This window comes from Enterococcus sp. HMSC076E04, from assembly GCF_001814285.1.
Taxonomy (GTDB): domain Bacteria; phylum Bacillota; class Bacilli; order Lactobacillales; family Enterococcaceae; genus Enterococcus_B; species Enterococcus_B lactis.
The window spans coordinates 1-24,187 of the sequence record NZ_KV815584.1 but is presented as its reverse complement, the minus strand read 5'-3'; the positions used below and the strand labels follow the sequence as shown (position 1 = coordinate 24,187).

The window sequence follows — 24,187 nt, the reverse complement described above, 5'->3', positions numbered from 1 at the left end:
GCGGATGTAAAGTATTTAATTCAACCTATATAGTCGTTCTTTCTGTTTTCCCAACCACATTTTTCGGTTGTGAAAGCTTATGGATGGTTACCAATGTAATTGTCAAAAAAATCGGAATAGGCGTCTATCAATGGTTAGTTATCAGCGTCGTCTTGTTTATCAATGCTATAGGAATTTACTTCGGTCGCTTTTTAAGATTGAACAGTACGGATGTCTTCACTGACAGCAAGGAAACGTTCATGAGATTCGTTGAAGCATTTACCAAAATAGACGGTCCATCTTTTTTGTTGATCGTACTCATCTTTTTCTTTTCACTGATATTCGTGTATATTTATAGGTTAGGGATCAAATTTGCTCTATTGGCAGAAAGAGAGGAACTGTATGAAGATACTAGTAGTAGAAGATAATCCTGCGATCAACAAACTTTTAGTTCGTACATTAGAAAAAAATGGTTATACAGTCTATTCGGTATTCACAGGTAAAGAAGCAGCCGATATCATTGAGCAACAGGAATTTGATTTGGTTTTGCTAGATATCATGCTTCCTGAAATCGATGGTTATGAAGTATTTGCGTATATGCGGGAATATGATCTTCCTGTCATTTTCTTGACAGCCAAAGATCAGCTTTCTGATCGAGTCAGTGGCTTAAGATCAGGTGCTGAAGATTATATAACAAAGCCATTTGATCTGGAAGAATTACTAGCACGAGTGGAAGTTGTTCTTCGAAGAAATGGAAAAACCAACTCCAATAAATTACTGAGATGGCAGTATATCGAAATCAATGAAAAAACAAGAGCTGTCACTGCAAGAAACCAAGCTGTTTCTTTGACTCCTAAAGAATATGAATTACTTCTTTACTTAATTAGAAACAAAGGGATTATTCTGCCAAGAGAGAAAATCTATCAAAAAATCTGGGGAAGGGAAGAAGAGCCCAACTCTAGAACGCTTGATTTACACATTCAAAGAATCAGAAATAAATTACAATTAGGGCAGGACTTGCGTACGATTTATGGTGTAGGTTACCTATTGGAGGGATGAACTTGAAATATACGAGCAAAGTTTTCTTTTCATTATTATTCTTCTTTCTACTCATTTATTTGGTGGTCAGTGGTTTTACACTGCATGCGATTTATCAGCGCACAGTTTCTCAAGAAAAAGAAGTGCTGGTCAACCAGCAGAAAAATCTCTTATTGCTGTTGTCGACGAAAACAGACGGAGATGAAACAACAGATGAAATGAGAAAAAATGGTGAATTCGTAGCCGCAGCCAAAATCGGAGAGTTTGAGATTCTAGACAAAAAAGGCAAAACGGTTTTTACTACAAAGCCTACTTTGTTTGAAAAATACGAACCTCCAGAAGCGTTGTCTAATCGTACCGTGGAAATCAGCGACATGTCTACTGTTAAAAACAAACAGGTGCTTTATTCAACTTCAAAGATACCTGATACTGCCTATCGTTTAGCAACTTACCATCAAGCAAAAAACTATGAAGAAATCGTCAAAGATTCTCTTGTCTATTTTCGTCTGATCTTGCTCTTTTTACTTTTGGCCATTATTCCAGTCACTTATTTTCTAACAGGCATGATCTTAAAACCAATCAATCAGCTTATTTCCGTTGCCCAGCATATCACAGAAGGTAAGACGAAAGAACGGGCAATAGTCAATACTCAAGACGAGATTGGAAAATTAGGGAGCAGTTTGAACAATATGGCCGATAAATTGAGCCACGATCTAGAAACTCTCCGTCAGGCAAAGGAAAAGCAAGATTTATTCGTTTCTAGCTTTTCTCACGAAATTCGAACGCCGTTGACTTCCATTATTGGCTATGCTCAAATGTTGAAATGGGAAAAATTGGACCAATCAGCCGAAGAATCTGTCGATTATATCCTTGAAGAAAGCAACCGATTAAAACATCTGTCCAATGATATTTTGAAATTGATGGAACTGGAAAGAACAAGTGTCTCTCTTGAAGAAATCTCGACTAATATGATTAGCGATGATCTAAACAAGTTTCTTAAAGGAATGAAACAAGGGTTTACTTATACCATCGAACTAGAACCTGCCAATATTTTGCTAGACCTCAATCTTTTCAAGCTATTAGCCATGAATATTTTGGCAAATTCATTAGAAGCTATAGCAGAAGATGGAAAATTAGTGGTCAAAGGAATAAAGGAAGAAAAGCGTTATATTATGAAGTTTTCCGATAATGGTAGAGGGATACCAACAGAAAATTTGTCTAAAGTAACAGATGAATTTTTTACAGGAAATCCTTCAAGAACAACGAAACATTTAGGACTTGGATTAGCTTTAGTAAAGAAAATAACCGAATTGCATAATAGTTCTTTTGACATAGAAAGTACACTTGGTACAGGGACGACGATCACGATCGATTTTGCTTTAGGAGGGGAAATAGATGAAAATTAAATTATACCTTCTTTCTGCTTTCTTTCTGGTATTCAGCGCAGGATTGTTTTTTTTACCAGATATTTTAGCGAGTAGCATTACTACAAAAGAACAAAGAACAGTAGATATTTCTTCTTTAAGTTCAGCTTCTTCCTCTATCGAAACGGCAATGAGCAAAGCACAATCCTTTTCTATCATGGAAGAATCAGATCAGAGCCAATTAGATATGGTCAATCGGCTACGAGAGGAATTAAATCAGCTATTTCAAAAGCTAGCCATGCCAAAAGAGCCAGTGATTGTTCAAGACTATGAAGTTTTGATTTCAGGGGATAGCGTATTTTGGCAAATGGAATTCCTCACGCAAACAGGCTACGGAACGGCAATCATTGATGAAACGAACAAAAAAGTCGTACGGTTATCTTATTTTGATGAAGATCAAAATAACCGAGGAAAAAAAAAAATCATAGACGATTACTTGAACTATCTTCCTCTAAAAGCAGATAAGATCGAAGAAGATGGTGAGATGATTACTGTCACTTTGAAAAATGGCCAGAAATTAAACTTTCTGATTGATGAAACGCGATTGTTGCTGAATTATGCATGAAGAATTACGTAGAAAGTAGGGGTGAATCTACCGTTTGCCAAAAGGTTGTAATCAGAATTTTGTCACAATCTTTTTTATATTACTCATGGTATCCAGATATAAATCAGATAGAGTTTGCTTATATTCTTAACAGCAAAGGAAAGATGAAAATCGAACCCCAAAAAAAGTTCTATTTTTTACTAAAAATATATTTTTTTACTGAATTCTGGTAAAATGAGATAAAAAGGTGTCATTCAAGGAGGATATGATGAAAACAATAGCTGATCCTTTAAAAATTGAGATTTTTAAAGCCAATAAAGAGTATATTCAGCAAAAAAAGATTGAACCTTTTGTATTAAAAGAATTTATGGAATTTTTTGAAACGGGTAAACGATTGAGATACGAGTCTAGTTACTTTGCTAGAAGAAGACAATTGGTTGTGGCCGCTTTGGCTTATTTTTATGAAAAGAACAGTGAGAACAAAGAGTGGTTGGAACAATTAATTTGGGAAGTTTGTAATGAATGGACATGGGCGCTGCCTGCTCACTTGTCAGAGCAAGTTTTATTCAACGATCAAGCAAGGGGTTATATAGACTTATTTTCTGCTGAAACAGGGCAGGCATTAGCTGAGATCTATGAGCAAGTCGGAGAAGAGCTATCACCTATCGTTGCGAATCGTATAAGAAAGGAAGTAGAGGAACGTTTGATCTTGCCTTTTGAAAAACAGTCATGGGAATGGGAACAAAAGAAAAACAATTGGAGTGCTGTGATTGGCGGATGCGTTGGGATGGCTTGTTTGTCCTTGCTTCCTAAACAAAGCGATCGTTTAGAACGCCTCCTGACAAAAGTCGATATTTCACTTAAGAACTATCTTCATAGTTTTGGAGAAGACGGTATCTGCACAGAAGGTGTGGGATATTGGGGTTATGGTTTTGGTTATTATATTTATTATGCTGAAAAGTTAGCCGAATCGACAGGGAATCATTATTATTTAGAGATAAATAAGGTTAAGAAAATAGCGGAATTTCCTGGGAAGGTAAGAATAAACAATACTTATCTTCCTTTTTCAGATTTTTCTCAACCCAACTTGCCAAGCGGTCTCTTAAGCTTTTGCGTATCGAGATTCGGAGCAGATATTCCTATAGAGACAGTCAGTTCTTTGGATTTTGACAAGTGTTACCGTTTTGCTCATCTCTATCATAACCTTCAATGGACAAAAAAGAAGGAGTCGAGTGTTTCTAACAGGCAGTGTGACTATTTTCCAGATGCTCAATGGTTTATCCTAAATTCAGTAAAACAAGATCTATTTTTCGCAGCAAAAGGTGGGGATAATCGAGAAAGCCATAATCATTTGGATGTCGGTCATTTTGTATTTGGAAATCACGAAGTATTGTTCCTAACAGACCTAGGAGCAGGGGAATATACTAAAGAATACTTTAATGAATCAAAACGGTATCAGTATTTTGTTACTTCAGCTAAGAGCCATCATCTCCCTATCTTAAATGGTTGTTCTCAAGTCGTTAACGACGGAAAAGCAGAAGTGGTAAGAACGGATTGCGCTAACGGGGAAATCACTTACAGCTTGGCCGAAACATATAGTACTGAATCTTATATAGAAAAATTTACCCGTCATTTTTCTGTTCATGAACAGAAAAAAATCTTAGTGCTCCATGATCGGTTTTGCTTCAATAAAGCAAAAAATGAGATCATAGAGAATTTTGTGTCTCCTATTGAACCAGTAATAGAGGAGAAAAAAGTTATTCTAAGAACAAGCAACGAAGTCGTTGAAATCAAATTCGATACGCGTTTTTTGATTAGCCTCAATGTGATAAAAAAACAATATCACCGGCACGATGGTGGTCTTTGTGAAGCGCATCAAATACAAGCGATGTATCAGGTTGCCAAAGAGGCTGAGATTATTACTTCTTTTGTACTTATGTGATAAACTTGAACACTTTAACTTAAAAAGGGCAGTGACAATCAACTTGTCACTGCCCTTTTTCGGAGTAAACCACTTTTCCTGCTAACTCCACGTTTATAAATCACACTATCCATAAAACAGGAAGAACTGTACTTATGCTTAGTGTAGGACAGCTTTTTCATTATCTCTTATTTTTCTACGTTTGACGTGGCGCAGCTGTCGATTGTCGGATAACTAATTCTGTACTAAGTAGAATCCGTTTAGCGATTCCTGGATTTTTAATTCGTTCGTCTAAAAGGTTCACGCCCATTTCGCCCATTTCTTCTGTAAATGCATGGACAGTTGATAAAGAAGGTGAGACATAACGAGAAATCGAAAGATCGTTTATTCCCATCACACTGATTTCTTCCGGCACACGAATCCCAGCTTCTGTCAATTTATGGATAATACCGATCGCAAATGAATCATTTGCAGCTAAAATAGCAGTTGGCAACTTTCCATTCCAGCTTTTCAATGCTTGCAAGGTCAGTTCTTCTCCTGTAGGGACATCCAAGCGACTATTTTCCTTCAAGATAAAATAGTCCTCTTTATATAAGCCATGAAATTGCATAACATCAATGTAAGTGTTAGTAGTTGGTGTCTTATATCGACGATAACTGTGAAGATTATCCGTTTCTTCAGCCCCAATAAAAGCGATATCTTTATGTCCAAGAGAAAATAAATGTCCTAAGGCTAGTTCAGTTGCTTGAGCAAAATCGGTGTTTACGGAATCATAGTTGTTCAAAGGGAAATTACTTCCTATTACACAGAAATGTTCATGAAGTGCTGCGAATTCATCGATTCTTTCCTGGGTGAATTTACCAATAGCTAAGAGACCATCCACTGATTCTATTGATTGATCATCTAAGTGAGAAATCTTCAATACGTTATATCCTAGCTCGGCAGCACGTTTTTCTACTCCTAAGCGAATGGACATATAATAAATATCATCTAATTCTTCCTCGTCTAAGCGCCATTGGATGATGCCAAGCGATCGTTCTTTTTTTTCTCCTATTTTTTTTATGGTTCGTTTCTGTTTCTTTTTTTGTTTATATTTCGTGTAATTCAATTCTTCAGCAATTTCAAAAATCTTCCGCTTCGTTTCTTCAGTAACAGATAAGGTAGGATCGTAGTTCAATACTCTAGAAACGGTAGAGATCGATACTGCTGCAGCTTTTGCGATATCAGTAATAGTGGCCATTTTGTACCCCTCATTCATTCAATTTCTTATATACAGTATATTTCTTTCAAGTAAAAAAGCAAAGTAAAAAAATTACAAATAAAAATATTTTACTAAAAACTATTGATTTTTCCTGAGTAAAAAAGTACTATCTTCTTAAGGAAGCGCTAACAAAAAAGAGGGGTGGGATAAAATTGAAAGGGATAGTAGCTGCGGTTATCGTTATTTGTAGTCTATTTTTAGCAATAGGATATACGAATGATAATCGTGAGCAAATAAATAATTTTAGTAAAAAACAAGAGGAAAAGTTAAAAGAAAATGCTCGAAGCGTTTCTGAACAAGAATGGCAAAACGATGAAGTACCTTTACGTGAAATAGTCTCTTTAGAGGGGACTATCATCAAATCAGATCGAAAAAGCAACAAAGTGGAAAATGGCGATCGCTTCTTATTGCGGACCCAAGGAAACGTTTTTATGATATTCAACGATCAGAATCAATGTTTTCGTGTAGGAGAGCGGATTAAAGTGTATGGAGAATATTATGGTTTTATAAAGGGACAGCTGATTGAAAGGGAGAACGAGAGTGAATGAAAGAAAGAGAGCAAGACAAACTAGCTTAATGTTCAATGATTGTTTATCAAAAGAAGATATTGAAGAAATGTTTTTGGGTTTGCTAGAGCCATTAAGCGTCTTTTATGAGAAACGACCCGGGCGCTTGAAGTTAGGAACGCATGGAACGGTATATACAGAAGATCGTAGACAAATCGAAGCATACTTAAGACCGTTATGGGGATTAGGACCTTTTATCACAAACAAGCCGCATCCTCTTACAGATATTTATCTTGAAGGGATAACGAAAGGTGTAGACCCAAGAAGTCCAGATTATTGGGGAGAAATCGATTCTTCTGATCAATTGATCGTAGAGATGGCTTCTCTTAGTACATCCTTGTTGCTGAATAAAGAAAATATCTGGGATCGATTAGAACCGCAGGCACAAAAAAACCTTCATCATTGGCTAATGCAGGTTAATGAATCTTCTTTACCGAGAAATAATTGGCATTTCTTCCGTGTACTGATCAATTTAGCGATGAAAAATTGTGGAAGAAGTTATTCAAAGAGTTTGTTGGAGAAGGATCTTGAAACGATCGAAAGCTTTTATCAAGGAGAGGGGTGGTATTGTGACGGGGTCGAGACACAAGTAGATTACTATGTTTCTTTTGCAATCCACTACTATAGTTTGATCTATTGCCGCTTCATGGAAAAAGAAGACCCGGCTCGTGTCAAAAGAATGAAGCAAAGGGCATGCTTGTTTGCCCAGACATTTAAATATTGGTTTGATGAAGAAGGAAGAGGGCTTCCATTTGGGCGTAGTTTGACTTATCGCTTTGCGCAAGTGTCATTTTTTAGTGCGTTAGTTTTTGCTAATGTCGAAGCATTGCCGTGGGGCGAAATCAAAGGATTGATCAGTCGACATTTGAAATATTGGAATCAACAAGAGATGCTGACAACTGATGGGTTGCTGTCAGTTGGTTATCATTATCAAAATATGGTTTTTGCGGAAGGATACAATGGCCCAGGATCCCCTTATTGGGCACTCAAAACGTTTTTGTTATTAGCAGTCCCTGATGATCATCCTTATTGGCAAGCAGAAGCACTCGGATTAAAAATAGAAGTACGTAAAAAAGCAGTGCCTTCTAGTAAAAATATGTATCAATATGATCAGACATTAAAACATGTGCAAGCTTTTCCGGCGGGACAGTTCATTCAAAATCAAAATCATGGGAGTGCGAAATACAGTAAATTTGTCTATTCAACTCTTTTTGGTTTCAGTGTGCCAAAAAGCAACGGATCATATGGTGAAGGGGCTTATGATAGTTGTTTGGCGTTGTCTGAAGATGGCCGTCACTTTCGGACAAAAGAATTAGATGAAATGTTTTCAATCGAGTTAGACCGAGTTGTCCATTTATGGCGTCCTTGGTCAGATGTGACAATAAAAAGTACAATCGTTCCGCTTGAAAACGGGCATTTGCGTATCCACGAAATATGGAGTGAACGGTTGCGGTATGTGTATGAAGGCGGGTTTAGTGTACCAATGGAAAATACAAACAGATGTATAGCGGGACAATGTGCCACAGCACGATCGATCATTGGTACTTCGAGGATTAAGAACATCATTGGATACAAGAAAGCTGGGATTATCCGACCTGAACCTAATACAAGTCTTTATTTTCCGATAACACTATTACCATATTTGACAGGCGTGGCTGAAAGCGGAAAACAAGTATTTATATCTGTGATCAGCGGTGTTTTACCAGACCAGGTTTTTGAAGAGCCTGCAGTAGAAATTATTGGGAGAAATATAGAAATCGGGCAACTAGGGCAAAGGATTAATGTAAAGTTGGAGGAAAAATACAACGATGGACAATAGAACAAATATAGTTGAGTTAGATTGGCTAGTTTCAGAAATTGATTTTATTGAAAAATAGGTGCATGAAAATCAAGAAAAATTTAAATTTCTCGTACCTGCTGCAGCTAGTAACAATCATGTATATGAAGCGGAAGAAAACACTGATTGGACGGCTAGTTTCTGGTTGGGGATATTATTTTTAACAAAAGAACTTTCTAACTCAAAAGATTTTGATCGAACGATCGAAAGTCAATTAGCTTCATTCAAAGAACGTTTAGAAAAAGATATAGCCTTGGATACGCATGATATCGGATTTTTATATCAATTATCAGCTGTTGCTGATTATCGATTGAATAAAAACGAGTCATCAAAACAAATAGCGATACAAGCAGCTGATCGATTGATGGAGCGGTATTCTCCCAAATCTCAAATTAGCCAAGCTTGGGGAGACTTAGATGATCCAAAGCAGCGTGGACGTATGATCATTGACTGTTTGATGAATCTGCCATTACTTTACTTTGCTACTGAGGCTACCGGTGATGAGAGTTATAAAACAGCTGCCTACAACCATGCGAAACAAACTCAAAAGTATATTGTGAGAGACAATGCTACCACTTACCATACGTATTACTTTGATGATGTTACTGGAGTGCCTAAATATGGTCGTACGCAACAAGGTTATTCAGATGAATCTTGTTGGGCACGCGGGCAAGCGTGGGGGATCTATGGATTCACATTAAGTTACTTGTATACGGGAGATGGTTCTTTTTTAGAGACCGCCACGCAACTTGCTGATTATTTTCTACAAGAGCTTCCTGAAGATTTGATTTGTTATTGGGATCTAATATTCAAAGAAGGTAGTCAAGAGGAAAAAGATAGCTCTGCGGCAGCAATAGCTGCATGCGGATTGTTAGAACTTTCCAAACAACTGCCTGTTTCAGATCATCGTCATTTCGATTACGAAGAAATGGCAGTCAAAATCTTGGGAGAATTACAAAAAAACTATACAACGAAACAGGTAGATGGATCAAACGGGCTGCTTCTCCATGCCGTTTATGATAAAAACAGCTTAAAAGGTGTAGATGAATGTGTGATCTGGGGCGATTACTTTTATGTAGAAGGGATCATTCGTCTAGCTAAAAAATGGTACTGTTACTGGTGATGTATAAGAAAAGAGGAGGATTCATATATGATGAAGCGATGGAAAAAAATGATGATTGGATCAATAGTTTTGGGAATGTCACTCGTATTTGGTGCTTGTGGTAATCAAGAAGGCAGTAGTGAAGAATCAGCAAATGAAATTACCGTTTCGACATGGAATTATGAAACAACACCTGAATTCAAAGCGCTCTTTGAAGCATTCGAAAAGAAAACGGGAATCAAAGTGAAAGCAGTAGATATTGCTTCAGATGATTATGACACGAAACTTACTACGATGCTTTCTTCTGGAGATACGACAGATGTATTGACGATGAAAAATCTTTTGTCGTATTCAAATTATGCTTTACGAGATCAGTTAGTCGATCAAACAGAACGAATTAGAGAATTAGATACTGATGCTGCTGAAGGAACATATGAAATGTATGATATCGATGGAAAAACATACGCATTGCCCTATCGAACGGACTTTTGGGTACTATATTACAATAAGAAAATGTTTGATGATGCAGGAATCCAATATCCAGAAAATCTAACTTGGGACGAATACGAAGATTTAGCAAAAAAGCTTAGTAAAAATGACGGACAAGTTTATGGAGCATATCAACATATCTGGCGTTCGACGATCCAAGCTATTGCAGCTGCTCAAAACGAAGCGAATCTTGTGGAACCAGATTATCGATTTATGACTGATTATTATGATCGAGCATTTATGAAATGGGATTCTTTTTCAACGCCAGAATTTGCTGGACTAGATAACTTTCGTAAAATGGCCAATGATGAGACCTTTTGGATTTCTTTGAAAAATACTTTTTTATATACCGCTGCTGTAGTGCCCGGCACACTTGTTTGTTCGTTAGGGCTAGCTTTACTACTAAATCAAAAAATTAGAGGGATGAAGCTTTTTCGTACGATATTTTTCTTTCCGTATGTTACTTCTTTAGTAGCAATTGCTGTTGTTTGGAATATGTTGTTTCATCCAACGATGGGTCCAATTAATATCTTTTTAAGGCGATTTATTGAACATCCTCCAGGTTGGACTTCAAGTTCAAATTGGGCGCTTTGGGCAATTGTAATTGTCAGTATTTGGCGCGGGATGGGTTATTACATGATTCTGTGCCTTGCAGGACTACAAAGTATCCAAAAAGAATTGTATGAAGCGTCTTCACTAGATGGAGCAAATCGATGGAAACAATTTTTGAATGTGACATTACCTTCGTTGAGGCCAACTACTTTCTTTGTAACGATCATGCTTGTCATCAATTGTTTCAAGGTGTTTGACCTGGTGCAAGTGATGACGGATGGCGGCCCTGGTCGAGCGACAAATGTGTTGGTTTACCAAATCTACAATGAAGCATTCAAAAAATTTGATTTTGGTTATGCTTCAGCTATCTCACTTGTTTTGTTCGTAATTGTTTTGGGCGTTACGGTTGTTCAGTTTTCTTGGAATACGCGTCGTACTTAGGAGGTGTGATATGGAAGAGAGTGTTCAAAATGAAAGGAAAAAAGCAAAAATTTTTTCAAACGATATGACCTTTATTCAATGGTTGGGTATGATTCTGCTAATAGGGCTAGCTTTATTGACGATCATTCCTTTTTTATGGATGGTTTCTGCTTCATTCAAAGCAAATAATGAAGTGTTCACGATTCCGATTCAATGGATCCCTAAAACTTGGCATTTAGAGAACTATCTGGTTATTTGGTCTCGTATTCCTTTAGTGACGTTTTTTAAGAATACAGCTTTTTTAAGCGTTGTGATCACATTGATTCAGTTGTTTACTTCTAGTTTTGCTGCTTACGGGTTTTCTAAACTGAATTTTAAAGGGCGCGATATTTTATTTTTAGCATATATCGGCACAATTGCTGTCCCTTGGCAGTCTTATATGATCCCTCAGTTCATCATGATGAGAAAAGTGGGCTTAACAGATACGTTGTGGTCATTGGTGCTATTACAAGCGTTCAATGCTTTTGGTGTGTTCTTGTTGAAGCAATATTACAGTAGTATCCCAGATTCTTTATGTGAGAGCGCGCGGATCGATGGCTTATCAGAGTGGGGAATCTATCGAAAGATCATTTTACCCCTTACAAAACCGGCGATTGCCAGTTTGACGATCATCACATTCGTTAATACATGGAACGATTATATGGGGCCATTCATTTATTTGTCTTCTACGGAAAATAAAACAATCCAGTTAGGGTTGAAAATGTTTATTGGGCTATTTGATGCAGAGTACGCATTAATCATGGCTGCTTCAGTTGTTTCTGTTCTTCCTGTTGCTTTTATATTTTTAGCGATGCAAAAATATTTTGTAGAAGGGATCGCTTCATCAGGAATGAAGGAATAGGAGGCGATTATGAAAGAGCAGCGTTTTGACAAAAATGTTTATATGGAATTCTTTTATTGGTTGTATCAATCATTGGCAAGTAGCCTTTGTTTTTGGTGTGTCAATATCTTGTATATAGCAGCTGCGTTCCTTTTGTCAATAGATGGAAGGAATGTCTTTTCCCTTATTTTTTTTCTTTGCTTTTTATTGGTCCGGGTTGCATCGTGATGATAGGCATGACAGAAGAATTAGCAAAAGAAAAAAGTTTTTCATCAGTACGTTTGTTCATAAAGACGTTTCGCCGATTTTGGCTAAAGGGATTTTTTTATTGGCTATTTGCTTGGATAGTTAGTGTGATAGCGATTTTTGATTGTTTCTTTTTTATACGTTTTTCTTATGGAAAATGGTTGATTCCGTTGTTTGTTTTACTTGCTTGTTTATCAGTTTCCTTTAGCATCAACTGCTGGTATTTTCAGGTGAGAAATCCAGCGTCAAAACCAAATCAAGTTCTACGAATAGCGTTCTACTATACGTTGAAAAAATGGTATGTGAGTTTACTAGATTTTTTACTATTGACAAGTTTGTTTCTCTTCTTTTTCGTAAAGCCCCAATGGTGTATTCTACTAGGTCCTTCTATCGTATTTGGTTTGATTTACTTCAACAATCGTAAATTGATGAGAACGATGGATCTGTAGACTTTATAAATTGAAACTTTCAACCAAGAATGACAGTTTTTTATGTAAAATCTGTCATTCTTTTTCATTTTTTGAAACATATGGCTAAACAAATGAAATAAAACGTGCTATACTTCTGAATGAAACAGGTTTAGAAACTGTATCACTTATTTGTGATTATTTCTAACTAATAATTAAAAATAAAGCATAAAAAGGACGATGTTCAATGGCTGAAAAAATGAAACAAGGTTCGAAATCTGTAGTAGAAAGTTTGATTAACCATCACGTTGATTATGTATTTGGTATACCAGGCGCAAAAATCGATGGTGTATTTAATGAATTAGAGGATCAAGGTCCTGAATTAATCGTAACTCGTCACGAACAAAATGCTGCATTTATGGCACAAGCAATCGGACGTATCACAGGAGAACCAGGGGTTGTTATCGCAACAAGTGGTCCAGGTGCTAGTAACTTAGCTACAGGTTTGGTAACAGCGACAGCAGAAGGAGACCCAGTTTTAGCAATCGCCGGGCAAGTAAAACGAAGCGATCTATTGAAGTTGACCCATCAAAGCATGGATAATGCAGCGCTGTTCCAGCCAATCACAAAATACAGTGCAGAAATCCAAGATCCGGAAACAATTTCAGAAGTGATTGCCAATGCTTATCGTATGGCTAAGAGCTCAAAAAAAGGAGCGAGTTTTATCAGTATTCCTCAAGACGTAGTGGATGCGCCAGTTCAAGGTAATATCATCAAGCCATTGAGTGATCCTAAATTAGGTTCTGCTTCTGCAGATGATATCCGTTACTTAGCCGAACGTATCAGGGAAGCAAAACTACCGGTATTATTAGTAGGTATGCGGGGATCAAGCGAAAAAGAAACATTAGCTATCCGACAATTAGTTGAAAAGACAGCATTGCCTGTTGTAGAGACATTCCAAGCAGCTGGAGTGATCTCACGTGAATTAGAAGCGCATTTCTTTGGTCGTGTGGGATTGTTTAGAAACCAACCAGGCGATATGCTTTTGAAACGAAGCGACCTAGTCATCGCAATTGGTTATGATCCAATCGAATACGAAGCAAGAAACTGGAACGCAGAAAAAGATGCGCGGATCATTGTGATCGATGAAGCACCAGCTGAAATCGATCCGTTTATGCAGCCTGAAAGAGAGTTGATTGGCGATATCTCAGCTACTCTTGATTTATTGACAGGTTCATTAGAGCCTCAACAAGTGTCAGAAGATGCGAAAGAATATTTAGCTTCTCTTCAAGCAAAACTAACGGAGCGGGATATTGTCCAATCAAAAGGAGAAGCAGGTATTTTGCATCCTTTAGAAGTCATCAACACACTTCAGTCAAAAGTAACAGATGATATGACCGTTACTGTAGATGTAGGGAGTCATTATATTTGGATGGCACGCCACTTTAGAAGTTATGAACCCCGACATCTGTTATTCAGTAATGGTATGCAAACGCTTGGTGTAGCATTACCATGGGCAATTTCTGCTGCACTGGTACGTCCAAATACACAAATCGTATCAGTTTCCGGAGATGGCGGATTTTTATTCTCTGCCCAAGATTTAGAAACGGCCGTACGTAAAAAATTGAATATCGTTCATTTGATTTGGAATGATGGACGCTACAATATGGTAGAGTTCCAAGAAAAAATGAAATATCAACGGGCGTCAGGTGTAGACTTTGGTCCAGTTGATTTTGTGAAATATGCAGAAGCTTTTGGTGCTAAAGGAATCCGAGCTACAAGTGTAGAGGAATTAGAAAAAGCTTTAGAAGAAGGATTTGCGACAGAAGGACCCGTAATTATTGATATTCCAATCGATTACCGTGATAATGAGAAATTGGGAGAAACAATCTTACCAGATCAATTCTATTAAGGAAGTGTCGACATGACTGAAAAAATCTTATACCAGCACGGGACATTAGGAGCTTTGATGGCCGGTTTGATGGATGGAACAGAAACGATTGCTCATATATTGGAAAAAGGAACTCTGGGATTGGGAACATTGCATGGACTTGATGGTGAAGTTATCTTTTTAGATGGCGTAGCTTATCAAGGAAGATCAGATGGCTCAGTTGTCCAATTAGATGGAAGTGAACTTACCCCCTATGCAGCAATTACAGATTTTACGCCAGATACTAGTTTTTCTGTTTCAGAATCTGCAGATGGAGAACAATTGAAAAAAGACATCTTAGTAAAAGAAGATGGGGAAAATCTATTTTTAGCAGTGAAGATAACTGGATTATTCAAAAACATGCATATCCGTATCATGCCGAAACAAGAAAAACCTTATCGAAGACTAGCAAAAATTTCAGAGTCTCAACCAGAATTCCAACAAAGCAACATTCATGGAACATTAGTCGGGTTCTTTACGCCTGAATTATTCCAAGGAGTTGCTGCAGCGGGATTTCATCTGCATTTTATCGATGATACACATACATTTGGCGGACATGTAATGGATTTTGAAGTAACTGAAGGAAAAGTTGAGATTAGCCGCATTTCGTCCCTTGTACAGCACTTTCCAGTTGATGATCCGACTTTTGTTCATGAAACGATTGATTATGCTGATTTAGCAGCAGAAATCCAACAAGCAGAATAAAAAAGACAGCGAGATGCGTTTAAGGTAAACAACCTAACGTATCTCGCTTTTTTGAGAAGCAAACCTAGCGTTTACCAAAAAACTGAGCTATAATCTTTTCCATAGATTAAAAAGGAGCGGTTTTTATTATGTGGACAGAAAAACAGAAAAAAGATGCATACGAAATTCTATTATTGCAGCAACAAGGATTATTAGAAGCAGAAGATAACTGGTTAGCAAATTTAGCAAATTCATCTGCATTGTTGAATGAAACATTACCTGAGACCGTCTTTGCAGGATACTATTTATTTGATGGCAATGAATTGATTTTAGGACCGTTCCAAGGGCGAGTTTCCTGCACACGTATCAAGATGGGAAAAGGAGTTTGTGGAGAGTCAGCTGAAAAACAAGCGACATTGATCGTTGACGATGTCAAAAAACATGAAAATTATATTTCCTGTGATTTAGCCGCACAATCAGAAATCGTTGTACCAATGGTAAAAGAAGGTCATTTAATCGGTGTTTTAGATATCGATTGCGGAGTAACGAAAGGGTATGATGAAATCGATCAAGCATTTCTAGAAAAATATGTAGATCTTTTATTAGCAAATTTTAATATAAATGCTTTTTCATTTATTAATAACTAAAATTGACTATTGAAACAAAAAAGAAGAGAAATCAAAAATAAAAAGAGTCGGAAAGACAGTGGACATATCTGTTTTTCGGTTTTTTTATTTTTTTATAAAATCACAAGTGTTATTGGTTTTCATAATCATATTTTAATGGTATTATCATTTTAAATAATGAAAAATACATTAAGGATGGATGAAATATGAATAACGAAACTATCATTTTAGGAAAAAAATATATTTGCCAACCTATTGGCTTGAAACAAAAAGTGGTTGGAGAAGTAATCAGTAAATTAGAAAATTGTGTTGTGATCTGCGTAGACGAATATCATGACGTCGATCGCAATGAAATATTAGAAAAATGCGGAAAAGTAGTGGCAAAATACACTCACGTTTATGAGTTGGAAACGACAGAATATCTATATAATTACAGCAATAAATATGAACATACTTTAGTTTCATAAAGATTTTAAATAAAGTGCCTTCAAAAGCGAGGAGTCCAAGCTTTTGAAGACACTTTATTTAGTTGGCGTTGTTTTTTATATGTCACTTTTCTTTTTAAGTGGCACAATAATTGTAAATTTTCTTTAATTGATTCTCTATACAACCTGAATCTAGGTCAGTATATAAAAACTAGTTTCGTTTGCTTCACTGTCAGAAATTCTCCTTCGCTTCTTTTAGATTATATAAGATATCTCTAAAGTCCTTTTAGTTGCCAAAATTTAATAACAAATAAAGTATAATGATTATAGCTTCTCTAATTTCACTTAATTTAATTGTAGACATTATTTTTAAATAACAAACATAATCATTAAAAAAGTTTTTGTCATATCCTCAAGTACTTGTTCTAGCTTCCAGTATATGTTTCTATTTTTATCTTATTTTTTTTAAACTAAAAGACGTAATTTCAAATGAAAATTTATTGAATAAAGATTCCATTATTATAGTGCCCACAACGAAACCAGCAGCATTTGCAATAATATCCCCTACATCAAATATTCCTAAATGAAAAACATATTGTGCTATTTCAATTAACCAGATACCCAAAACCACTATGCCTAGATGTTTTTTATTTAATGATAGTATCCAGCCTAATGGTATAAACATGATTATATTCAGCATCACGATTATCGCATCCCCATTGATAAAATCAGAAAGAAATGATAAAGGATTGGATTCTAGTCCTCTTATTCCAATGTTTTTTAAAAAGAGCAGATAAATTAATACTAAAAAATAAAGAATATAAAATCCAATGATTACTTCCTTATAAATTTTCTTTGTAAAAAAACTTAGTAAAAAAATATAGAGAAAAAAAGTAATAATTATTATTTGGATAAATGGAATCCAAAAATCAACATCTCCACTAGGAGGAAAAATAGAGAGTGAGTAAAAATAAAGATATTTCATGTAAAACCATCTGGAAAACAAAAACGATAAACATAGTAATGAAACATTTAAAAATAACAATTTTATTTTAATTTTTATGCTATTAATAGTAGAATTCTCCTTTCAAATTTGTTTCTATTATTATAACAAAAAAACATAAAGGAGCTATACTATGAAAAATATATGAAAAAAACTATTGCTCGCATTTTTAATACTAAGTTTTTTTCTGCAACAGTTGTAAACGCTGCTACCGCTATGACATATAGTGGGACTGGTATTTGGTCATGGAGATCTGTCAACAGTGGTCTACTTCAACTACACGTTCGTATACTGTTAGGCATAATCTAACTAGACGGAGTGCTGGAGCATCTACTGTGTTGAATGTTGCTATTGCACGGCAGAATCTGATAGGCTCAACTATAGTTTCTTCTAGGAATTTTTCTGGAACTAGCAACGGTACTTTCACAAGTTCATTAACTTCTGGCACGTATTTTCTTCGATTTGAAAGTAATGAGCGGGCCAAAACATTTGACATAAATGGAAGTGTCACGTATTAATATTCTATCTCCTTAAAAAAATTCTATAAATGACCAGTAAAAGTACAATTGGCCGTTCATTTTACTGGTTATTTCTAATGTTTTCTAAATAGATACTCATTATTTATGGTAATTTTTGATTGGTATTTTTTTATAGGAACTAATAAAGTTAAAATGGATTAATCTATAAAGAAAATTATTGAAGGAAAGACTGTTGACAAAGAAAAACTAAGTGTGACAATATACGCGAAATTCTAATTGTTAAATAAAAAGCAAAAAATTCAAATTTTTTTTTAAGCCAAAATAAAAAACGTTGATTTATCAACGTTTTTTACAGTATCTATTAGTCTCAACCATACATATATGGAGACGGCGGGAGTTGCTTAAATACTATTATATCAATGCTCAAATTTAATTGAATGCCATTTTGAATGCCACATAGCTAGAAATCTATAAATTTATTGAACTTATCTGCTAATTGTTCTTTAGCAAGTTTTGATACATGGGCGTACGTGTTCATGGTAGTTTGAATATCTTCATGTCCTAAACGAAACTGTACTTCTTTAAGTGATGCTCCCATTTCGATCAACAAGCTTGCTTGAGTATGTCTGAAACCATGTACGGTAATTCTAGGTAGTTTTTTCTTTTGCTTCTTGTCCATTTTGTCTTGGATGTTTAAAAGCCATTTTCGTGAAGTATCAAGGCTCATTATATCGTGTGGATTTTTAGCATTAGTTTGACCGAAAATCAACCAATCATCAGATGGGGGAAGTGCTACTTCTTTCCATTCAGATAACTTGTCTAAAGTGCTTTGATCAATTGAAATAATCCTGCTCGATCCAACCGTTTTAGTTGTGTCAATTTCTAGTCCATTTGCAGTTCTAGTAACGGCTTTATAGATATTGACTGTTTTAGCCTTGAAATCTATATCTCTCCATTCAAGAGCACCTGCTTCTTGTTTTCGCATACCAGTCATAGCTAGTAATCGAAAAAAAGCCTGAATCTTTAGATTTGGCTGATTATACAGTTCGTCAAGAAATAATTTTAGTTGTTTTTTATCATAAAATGGTTCTTCAGTAGTTGTTTTTTTTCTTCTTTTTGGTTTACGTATGGCATCTGTAGGATTGGACTCTATTATACCAAATCGAACGGCGTATTTAAAAACTAGTCCTGTATAATTCATCATTTTAGGAGCTGTATCATATTTATTTGCCCATTTATCCATTAATTTTTGAATTTTGATAGGCGTGATTTCAGAAATATATATATCGCCGAGTTCTTCTAATACATGATTTTTAAAAATTCTTTCTGTTTTTAACAATGTAGATCCTCGTACTGTTCTTTTGTATTCAGTCATCCATAAATCATATACGTCTTTATATGTTTTTGGTTTTTCTTTTGTTAATAAATTGTCCTCGTATTCACTTTGCAATCTTGCGAGTGCTAATTTTGCTTCACGTTGAGTTTTAAAATTTCGCCGAGTAGTTTTAACAGGCTTTCCTGTTTCTGGATTGATTCCTAAATAAGCTTGGAACTTCCACGCTTTTTCACCGTTCTTTTTCTTATATTGTTCAAATTTTGCCAATTGAATCAGCTCGCTTTTCTGGTAATAATGACTAAAAAATCTCAGTGATTTTTACACATCCATTATAATATTCTGCTGTTATTAAATGGATGTGTATCACATAACATATTAATCTTTTGTAATTTTTATATTTCGATTATTTTTGTTTTTTTATACTTGTAGATGACATAAATGATAGTTGAAAGTATAGACAATATTTTTATTGGAAAGGCTATTTTAAATAAAACAAATGGCTTATAACCGATAACTAAAGTATTTTTTCCTGGACTCGATGTAACAATAGCAGCTCCAATTTGAGTAGTTTTAATTTCGTTTGGAGTTAATTTTTTACCATTCAAAGTTACTGTACTATGATTATAAATTATTATAGGCAATTGAATATCGGATTCCTCATTTGAATTATTAGTCCAAGTTAAACGAAGTTTAGAATCACTAGTTACAGTCTTTTTAAAATGTACATTGTTATTTATTATTTGGTTTGTATACAATTCATAAGGGTTTTGTTTTAATACATCTGATGATTCTACATTTTTTTGTACAGGTAAATAGTCAGGAGTTCCTTTTTGGATTGCTTTCAAGGCAATATTCAGGTCTTTATTATAAAAGGCTTCCCTTAACTTTTGAGGATCTTTTTCAACCATAGAACTTTTATTGTTTCCTGCAGCGGTGGGATCATTTGTATTCCAGTGCCAAGATTGGTCATACATAAGATTATATACATTAAATATTGAAAATAGAGCACACAGTAAAGTTAATATATAGTACTTTTTGTCAACATCTTTAAGTAGTTTTGATTCTTGCAATATAAGAGCAAATGATAATAAAAGTAAAACAAAAGCAATGACTGAGAATCTTTGTGGAAATTGGAAAAATGAAACAAATTTAAACATATGAGGGATAGAGTTCCAAGGTAATAATTTGGAAGAAAGTAACATAAAAAACGCTCCAACAATAACGATTACTTTTGAAGTAAGACTAGTTTTAGCCCAATTTAAAAAGAAATATATTATTACAGCAAAGAAAATTGCAGTAAATACTAGACCATAATTTCCCCAAGAGTTTCCTTCCAACGAGAAACTCATACTTTGGCTCAACATTTGACTTATCGGAGAAGGGGATAATATTTTATTACTTAGATAGACATCTATAAATCCAATTATTGTATTAGCAGAAAATAGCATGGTTAACCCTATAGATTCTACTAAGCGAAAAATCATGTTCAGTTTATTTTTTGTATTAATAAAAGCAATAACGTAAAAAGGTAAAATAGCTAATATTCCAATTACTAATGAAAGTAAATGAGTAGATAGTAATAAAGTTACAGGGATTGCAAGTTGCAATGGACGAATAGGTCTTTCTTTATTTTTTAATGCTTCAATTGCTGGCACAAAAAGAAGCGGCATTAAAGCAGCACCCCAACCAGTAAAAGCTTGAGCAATAGGATAATACGAAACTGCTGATGAAGACATGTACAACAAAGCAATGATTAATCCTATGTTAGTTCGTACTTTACACTTATAAGTTAGCCAAAACATCGAAGCACCAGCTATAAAAAAGCAACTGAAAGAAGAGACAAGTTGATATTTAAACCATGATTTTAAGATTATTAAAAGTAGCCCTTGCAAATAAGCGAAATCCGCGCCATAAAAAGCAGTAATAATTCTGCCAGAACTCTGAAAAGAATACAGGGATTGAAAGAAATTAAAATTACCGGTTTTTATCTGCATATAAGTTTCATAAAACCTATTAAAATGAAACATAATATCATTCCCTAATATAACACTATGAAGATATACTTGGGGTGATACCATTATAAAAGCTGCAAAACATAAAACTGTAATAATTAATAACCAGTTTGGTGAATCAATGGATAATTGTGTACCTTTTTTCTTTTTCATTATTTTACTCTTTCCTTTGTTTCTTTTTATATTTTCTTTCTCTAATAACTTTTTTACTCCTCATTCCTATGATATTATTTATATGTAGGATCTTAGAAACGAGATTTTAGTCCGTGTTGCAGCACGGGCTTTTTTATTTTCTATTAAACGTTTTAAATAATATGTCAATCAATAGGATAATAACAATTAACCATAATTTTTTTCTTAATAGTAGGGGTTTTCCCACGAACAACAGACGTACATCCTCATGTATCTTTTTCCTAATTGTCTTAATTCTCTTTACCAAGAGCACTTCCTTCACTGATTTTGATGTAGTCATACATGCTGCCTTGCGCAAGAATATTTTTTCTTAAAATAGTATTGGCAGACAGCATAACAAGTGTATCTAAGTTTATTTTGAATAGAATAATACTCCATAAATTTATCGAGATTAAACTGTGCTTCATCAGTTAATTCATTTTCAATATATATATTTAACAAAATTAGAATAGCTATTTTATCTGCTTCTGTTTCAAACTTTGAGTGAAAAGTTGTAGAGTTATCGTACAAAACTGAAAATTCAAAATGTGAAGCGCTGAAATGTGCAAGTTCATGAGATAAATGAAAGGTTTCTGCAGTTTCACCGTATAGATTTTCATTCAAAAAAATGATTCTGGGTTTTGGATAGTAGAAACCAGGCTCTTTCATTTCCATATAAACTACTTTCAAATTGTATTCGCTCAACATTTCTTTCAATTTCAAATACATACAAACCATCACTCCAACTATTCATTTTCTTCTAAAGCTTTAGCAATTGCAATCGCTTTACGCATTGTCTCTTTAGATATTTCTTTTCCGTCAAAAGAAAATACAGTATCGTTTTCTGATAAATCCACATGTTTAGGGGTCTCTTTTTTCTCTCTTCCTAGTAGATAGTCTACAGAGACTCCAAAGTAATCAGCTAACCGAGCTAACTCAATAGAATTAGGAGTTTGTCTTTTCCAACTTCCTAAATATCCATTCGAATACCCGAAATTCATTTCGAGCTGTCTAATGGATAATCCTTTTTCTTTTGCTAACTCCTTTATTATTTCGTAAGTATTCATTGATAAATCAACCTTTCTGAATGCTTACAAAAAAAGTTTAGATTAATAATGTAAAAATAGTTGACTTATATACATTATTAATCTATACTATGTTTTGTAAACAAGTTTAACAACTAAAAAGACAACAAAAAACACTATTGATTAATAAATGCCAACCGCCAAGAAAGCTTTTTAAATCAAAGTTTATATGTCTTATTTAACTATGCATTTAGTATAGATTATTAATCTAATAAAGTCAACGCAGTTTTTTAAAAAGTTGTTAAATTTGTTTACGAATATAAAAGAAAGGAGAGAAGAATATGGAAAAAACAGTCTCGGCAAAAATCGAAGATTTGAAATTAGACATACTGAAACAAGCAAAAGTGGCGATGGAACACGCGGTAGATAAAGAAGACTCTGCCATGGTTGCAGCCATAGCAGAGATTTTAGCTCACGTTTAGTCATCGTTTTTACGGTCTTCTGGAAGCTGACCATAGATAACAGCATATTGAATATCTAAATAAGCTTGAGCAATTTCTTTTGGCGAAATTGATTCGACTTTAGTGGATACTTGTGATTCGTGATTTAGCCATGCAACAACTAAATCCGCAGCGATTTTTTTATTCATACTTATTCACCACCTTATGCATTATTTCAGTAGACAACTTACTGATAAGAAAATTATACAACAGAAAGGAATGAATAGAATGGACACGCAAAGGATTGTTTTAGAAACAGAGGAAAAAGAATTTATTGAAACGGTTATTAGTTTTGTAACCGAGAAAGGCTGGACGATTTCTAATTTACAAAATGCTGTATCAAAAGTGGAAGATTATATGAAAAAAAATGCCACATTAACAGAGCTGACAATTGGCATGCCAGCTCAAATTAAAGATTAATAGAATCTATATTTGTATTGCCCGCCACCACGAACAATTAAGTACCATCTACCAGGACCACTGACTGTAATATTTACCGGTGTTCTAGTGTAATGTCCGCCGTGAACGTGAACAAACAGCATAGGAGGTGAGATGAATGGAGAGACCAAAAGGGCGCGTAACCATTGACCTAAAAATTACAAAAACCAACTCAAAAATGAGCTGGCTTCATAGACTATTCTTTTGGAAAGTCTAGATTAAAAGCGTCTAAACTACGATGGACACAGAAAGGGCGTCTATTTATCTACGAATTACCAAAAAAAGAAGGATATTATCCTCAAATGGATTTAGAGGAGATTGGTTAGAAAGGAGTTTTAGTATGACTGACATTGCAGAAATCACTCAACGAGATAGAGAAAAAATCAAAGAATATGTTGAAAGTTCAAAGTTCTTAACTTACACCATGCTCGCTGAAAGATTCGGCATTAGCAAAAGCTACTTATCTTTAATTTTAAACGGTAAAAAGACTTCTGCAGAAGCAAACAGAATTATAGATTCGATTATCACTATGTACGAATTGTAGAGGAGGAAAACGAAATGACACAAGAACTAATCAACAAAAATGATTTAGATTCATTTCTTATAGGCTACGTTCCTAAACGCTATCTGACTCAAAAAGAAGCAGTTCATTATACAGGAACGTCAGCAGGAACTATTAACGAATGGGTAAAAAAAGGGTTGAAAGTAATCATATTCGGTGAAAATAGCCGTCCGAAATACGACATCAAAGATATCGATGAATTCATGTCGAAATATAAAGTTTAAGGAGGTAAGTGGATGGGAAAATTTAACAGAGCATTAGTATTCAGTGCACCGCTAATCATCTACGCTTTAGGACTTTGGGGAAGCAGGCAAGCGTTGATAGGAACGA

General features: G+C 34.9%; 25 protein-coding genes and 2 pseudogenes. 20 read left to right on the top strand and 7 right to left on the bottom strand.

The window, feature by feature from the left end; translation table 11 throughout:
• The 5 genes from HMPREF2961_RS05090 to HMPREF2961_RS05070 all read left to right on the top strand — a co-directional run.
• Positions 1-407: DUF1361 domain-containing protein (locus HMPREF2961_RS05090; RefSeq protein WP_141755556.1), on the top strand; the 407-nt coding region annotated here is incomplete at its 5' end.
• The gene (locus tag HMPREF2961_RS05085; protein WP_070704117.1) at positions 382-1,038 is read left to right on the top strand and encodes a response regulator transcription factor; all 657 of its coding nucleotides are present in this window, start codon (positions 382-384) and stop codon (positions 1,036-1,038) included. The genes HMPREF2961_RS05090 and HMPREF2961_RS05085, both read left to right, overlap by 26 nt.
• Entirely contained in the window at positions 1,035-2,423 is a 1,389-nt protein-coding gene (locus tag HMPREF2961_RS05080; protein WP_256277974.1) for a HAMP domain-containing sensor histidine kinase, read from the top strand. Before HMPREF2961_RS05085 ends, HMPREF2961_RS05080 begins: the two co-directional genes overlap by 4 nt.
• Complete coding sequence (locus HMPREF2961_RS05075) at positions 2,413-3,006, top strand: hypothetical protein (RefSeq protein ID WP_070704111.1); 594 nt, start codon at positions 2,413-2,415, stop codon at positions 3,004-3,006. The genes HMPREF2961_RS05080 and HMPREF2961_RS05075 overlap by 11 nt, the downstream gene beginning before the upstream one ends.
• Before the next feature lie 247 nt (positions 3,007-3,253).
• Positions 3,254-4,927, top strand: coding sequence for a heparinase II/III family protein (locus HMPREF2961_RS05070; RefSeq protein WP_070704108.1), 1,674 nt, complete (start codon positions 3,254-3,256; stop codon positions 4,925-4,927).
• Positions 4,928-5,102: 175 nt separating this feature from the next.
• On the opposite strand, the gene HMPREF2961_RS05065 is transcribed toward HMPREF2961_RS05070, so the two are convergent.
• Positions 5,103-6,146 (bottom strand): LacI family DNA-binding transcriptional regulator, encoded by a 1,044-nt coding sequence (locus tag HMPREF2961_RS05065; RefSeq protein ID WP_070704104.1) that lies wholly within the window; start codon positions 6,144-6,146, stop codon positions 5,103-5,105.
• Positions 6,147-6,319: 173 nt separating this feature from the next.
• Between HMPREF2961_RS05065 and HMPREF2961_RS05060 the strand changes: the two genes are divergently transcribed.
• From HMPREF2961_RS05060 to HMPREF2961_RS05010, 10 genes and pseudogenes are all read left to right on the top strand, one after another.
• Positions 6,320-6,715, top strand: a complete 396-nt coding sequence (locus tag HMPREF2961_RS05060; RefSeq protein ID WP_070704101.1) for a hypothetical protein — start codon at positions 6,320-6,322, stop codon at positions 6,713-6,715.
• Between the two features lie 28 nt (positions 6,716-6,743).
• The gene (locus tag HMPREF2961_RS05055) at positions 6,744-8,552 is read left to right on the top strand and encodes a DUF2264 domain-containing protein (protein WP_070704122.1); all 1,809 of its coding nucleotides are present in this window, start codon (positions 6,744-6,746) and stop codon (positions 8,550-8,552) included.
• Between the two features lie 58 nt (positions 8,553-8,610).
• Entirely contained in the window at positions 8,611-9,693 is a 1,083-nt protein-coding gene (locus tag HMPREF2961_RS05050; RefSeq protein ID WP_083314206.1) for a glycoside hydrolase family 88 protein, read from the top strand.
• Positions 9,694-9,723: 30 nt separating this feature from the next.
• Positions 9,724-11,154, top strand: coding sequence for an extracellular solute-binding protein (locus tag HMPREF2961_RS15675; RefSeq protein ID WP_083314208.1), 1,431 nt, complete (start codon positions 9,724-9,726; stop codon positions 11,152-11,154).
• A 64-nt stretch (positions 11,155-11,218) separates the two neighbouring features.
• Positions 11,219-12,034, top strand: a complete 816-nt coding sequence (locus HMPREF2961_RS05035) for a carbohydrate ABC transporter permease (RefSeq protein ID WP_047936897.1) — start codon at positions 11,219-11,221, stop codon at positions 12,032-12,034.
• 9 nt (positions 12,035-12,043) lie between these two features.
• Positions 12,044-12,708: pseudogene (locus HMPREF2961_RS05030) on the top strand (DUF624 domain-containing protein).
• A 205-nt stretch (positions 12,709-12,913) separates the two neighbouring features.
• Positions 12,914-14,578, top strand: coding sequence for an acetolactate synthase AlsS (gene alsS, locus HMPREF2961_RS05025; RefSeq protein WP_002313569.1), 1,665 nt, complete (start codon positions 12,914-12,916; stop codon positions 14,576-14,578).
• 12 nt (positions 14,579-14,590) lie between these two features.
• The gene (budA, locus tag HMPREF2961_RS05020) at positions 14,591-15,301 is read left to right on the top strand and encodes an acetolactate decarboxylase (protein ID WP_002293166.1); all 711 of its coding nucleotides are present in this window, start codon (positions 14,591-14,593) and stop codon (positions 15,299-15,301) included.
• 128 nt (positions 15,302-15,429) lie between these two features.
• Positions 15,430-15,927, top strand: a complete 498-nt coding sequence (locus HMPREF2961_RS05015) for a GAF domain-containing protein (RefSeq protein WP_070704096.1) — start codon at positions 15,430-15,432, stop codon at positions 15,925-15,927.
• 185 nt (positions 15,928-16,112) lie between these two features.
• The gene (locus HMPREF2961_RS05010; protein ID WP_002289617.1) at positions 16,113-16,373 is read left to right on the top strand and encodes a hypothetical protein; all 261 of its coding nucleotides are present in this window, start codon (positions 16,113-16,115) and stop codon (positions 16,371-16,373) included.
• A gap of 409 nt (positions 16,374-16,782) precedes the next feature.
• Here HMPREF2961_RS05010 and HMPREF2961_RS05005 read toward each other — a convergent pair whose 3' ends face one another.
• The 5 genes from HMPREF2961_RS05005 to HMPREF2961_RS04975 form a co-directional block, all read right to left on the bottom strand.
• A complete protein-coding gene (locus HMPREF2961_RS05005; RefSeq protein WP_083314205.1) occupies positions 16,783-17,316 on the bottom strand; it encodes a VanZ family protein in 534 nt (177 codons plus the stop codon).
• Positions 17,317-18,273: 957 nt separating this feature from the next.
• Positions 18,274-19,416, bottom strand: a complete 1,143-nt coding sequence (locus tag HMPREF2961_RS04995) for a tyrosine-type recombinase/integrase (protein WP_070704089.1) — start codon at positions 19,414-19,416, stop codon at positions 18,274-18,276.
• Positions 19,417-19,541: 125 nt separating this feature from the next.
• Complete coding sequence (locus tag HMPREF2961_RS04990) at positions 19,542-21,314, bottom strand: hypothetical protein (RefSeq protein WP_070704086.1); 1,773 nt, start codon at positions 21,312-21,314, stop codon at positions 19,542-19,544.
• A 315-nt stretch (positions 21,315-21,629) separates the two neighbouring features.
• On the bottom strand, positions 21,630-22,061 hold the full coding sequence (locus HMPREF2961_RS04980; RefSeq protein ID WP_002342488.1) for an ImmA/IrrE family metallo-endopeptidase: 432 nt from the start codon (positions 22,059-22,061) through the stop codon (positions 21,630-21,632).
• Between the two features lie 17 nt (positions 22,062-22,078).
• On the bottom strand, positions 22,079-22,399 hold the full coding sequence (locus HMPREF2961_RS04975) for a helix-turn-helix domain-containing protein (RefSeq protein WP_002342489.1): 321 nt from the start codon (positions 22,397-22,399) through the stop codon (positions 22,079-22,081).
• Positions 22,400-22,698: 299 nt separating this feature from the next.
• Between HMPREF2961_RS04975 and HMPREF2961_RS15350 the strand changes: the two genes are divergently transcribed.
• Positions 22,699-22,839 (top strand): hypothetical protein, encoded by a 141-nt coding sequence (locus tag HMPREF2961_RS15350; RefSeq protein WP_002286578.1) that lies wholly within the window; start codon positions 22,699-22,701, stop codon positions 22,837-22,839.
• Here HMPREF2961_RS15350 and HMPREF2961_RS15345 read toward each other — a convergent pair.
• Positions 22,836-23,006 (bottom strand): hypothetical protein, encoded by a 171-nt coding sequence (locus tag HMPREF2961_RS15345; protein WP_010722740.1) that lies wholly within the window; start codon positions 23,004-23,006, stop codon positions 22,836-22,838. The genes HMPREF2961_RS15350 and HMPREF2961_RS15345 overlap by 4 nt on opposite strands.
• 70 nt (positions 23,007-23,076) lie before the next feature.
• Between HMPREF2961_RS15345 and HMPREF2961_RS04970 the strand changes: the two genes are divergently transcribed.
• The 4 genes and pseudogenes from HMPREF2961_RS04970 (at position 23,077) to HMPREF2961_RS04960 (ending at position 24,081) form a co-directional block, all read left to right on the top strand.
• Positions 23,077-23,277, top strand: a complete 201-nt coding sequence (locus tag HMPREF2961_RS04970) for a hypothetical protein (protein ID WP_230311394.1) — start codon at positions 23,077-23,079, stop codon at positions 23,275-23,277.
• 254 nt (positions 23,278-23,531) lie between these two features.
• Positions 23,532-23,621 (top strand): annotated as a pseudogene (locus HMPREF2961_RS15130) (phage antirepressor); the annotation flags it as partial.
• A gap of 14 nt (positions 23,622-23,635) precedes the next feature.
• Positions 23,636-23,839, top strand: a complete 204-nt coding sequence (locus tag HMPREF2961_RS04965; protein WP_002296611.1) for a helix-turn-helix domain-containing protein — start codon at positions 23,636-23,638, stop codon at positions 23,837-23,839.
• A gap of 14 nt (positions 23,840-23,853) precedes the next feature.
• Complete coding sequence (locus tag HMPREF2961_RS04960) at positions 23,854-24,081, top strand: helix-turn-helix transcriptional regulator (protein WP_002342491.1); 228 nt, start codon at positions 23,854-23,856, stop codon at positions 24,079-24,081.
• Positions 24,082-24,187: the final 106 nt, after the last annotated feature.

Coding starts and splice junctions, on each gene's coding strand:
- HMPREF2961_RS05085 (WP_070704117.1), top strand. CDS start 382: ATGAAGATACTAGTAGTAGAAGATAATCCTGCGATCAACAAACTTTTA.
- HMPREF2961_RS05080 (WP_256277974.1), top strand. CDS start 1,035: ATGAACTTGAAATATACGAGCAAAGTTTTCTTTTCATTATTATTCTTC.
- HMPREF2961_RS05075 (WP_070704111.1), top strand. CDS start 2,413: ATGAAAATTAAATTATACCTTCTTTCTGCTTTCTTTCTGGTATTCAGC.
- HMPREF2961_RS05070 (WP_070704108.1), top strand. CDS start 3,254: ATGAAAACAATAGCTGATCCTTTAAAAATTGAGATTTTTAAAGCCAAT.
- HMPREF2961_RS05065 (WP_070704104.1), bottom strand. CDS start 6,146: ATGGCCACTATTACTGATATCGCAAAAGCTGCAGCAGTATCGATCTCT.
- HMPREF2961_RS05055 (WP_070704122.1), top strand. CDS start 6,744: ATGTTCAATGATTGTTTATCAAAAGAAGATATTGAAGAAATGTTTTTG.
- HMPREF2961_RS15675 (WP_083314208.1), top strand. CDS start 9,724: ATGAAGCGATGGAAAAAAATGATGATTGGATCAATAGTTTTGGGAATG.
- HMPREF2961_RS05035 (WP_047936897.1), top strand. CDS start 11,219: ATGACCTTTATTCAATGGTTGGGTATGATTCTGCTAATAGGGCTAGCT.
- alsS (WP_002313569.1), top strand. CDS start 12,914: ATGGCTGAAAAAATGAAACAAGGTTCGAAATCTGTAGTAGAAAGTTTG.
- budA (WP_002293166.1), top strand. CDS start 14,591: ATGACTGAAAAAATCTTATACCAGCACGGGACATTAGGAGCTTTGATG.
- HMPREF2961_RS05015 (WP_070704096.1), top strand. CDS start 15,430: ATGTGGACAGAAAAACAGAAAAAAGATGCATACGAAATTCTATTATTG.
- HMPREF2961_RS05010 (WP_002289617.1), top strand. CDS start 16,113: ATGAATAACGAAACTATCATTTTAGGAAAAAAATATATTTGCCAACCT.
- HMPREF2961_RS05005 (WP_083314205.1), bottom strand. CDS start 17,316: ATGAAATATCTTTATTTTTACTCACTCTCTATTTTTCCTCCTAGTGGA.
- HMPREF2961_RS04990 (WP_070704086.1), bottom strand. CDS start 21,314: ATGAAAAAGAAAAAAGGTACACAATTATCCATTGATTCACCAAACTGG.
- HMPREF2961_RS04980 (WP_002342488.1), bottom strand. CDS start 22,061: ATGTATTTGAAATTGAAAGAAATGTTGAGCGAATACAATTTGAAAGTA.
- HMPREF2961_RS04975 (WP_002342489.1), bottom strand. CDS start 22,399: ATGAATACTTACGAAATAATAAAGGAGTTAGCAAAAGAAAAAGGATTA.
- HMPREF2961_RS15350 (WP_002286578.1), top strand. CDS start 22,699: ATGGAAAAAACAGTCTCGGCAAAAATCGAAGATTTGAAATTAGACATA.
- HMPREF2961_RS15345 (WP_010722740.1), bottom strand. CDS start 23,006: ATGAATAAAAAAATCGCTGCGGATTTAGTTGTTGCATGGCTAAATCAC.
- HMPREF2961_RS04970 (WP_230311394.1), top strand. CDS start 23,077: ATGAATAGAATGGACACGCAAAGGATTGTTTTAGAAACAGAGGAAAAA.
- HMPREF2961_RS04965 (WP_002296611.1), top strand. CDS start 23,636: ATGACTGACATTGCAGAAATCACTCAACGAGATAGAGAAAAAATCAAA.
- HMPREF2961_RS04960 (WP_002342491.1), top strand. CDS start 23,854: ATGACACAAGAACTAATCAACAAAAATGATTTAGATTCATTTCTTATA.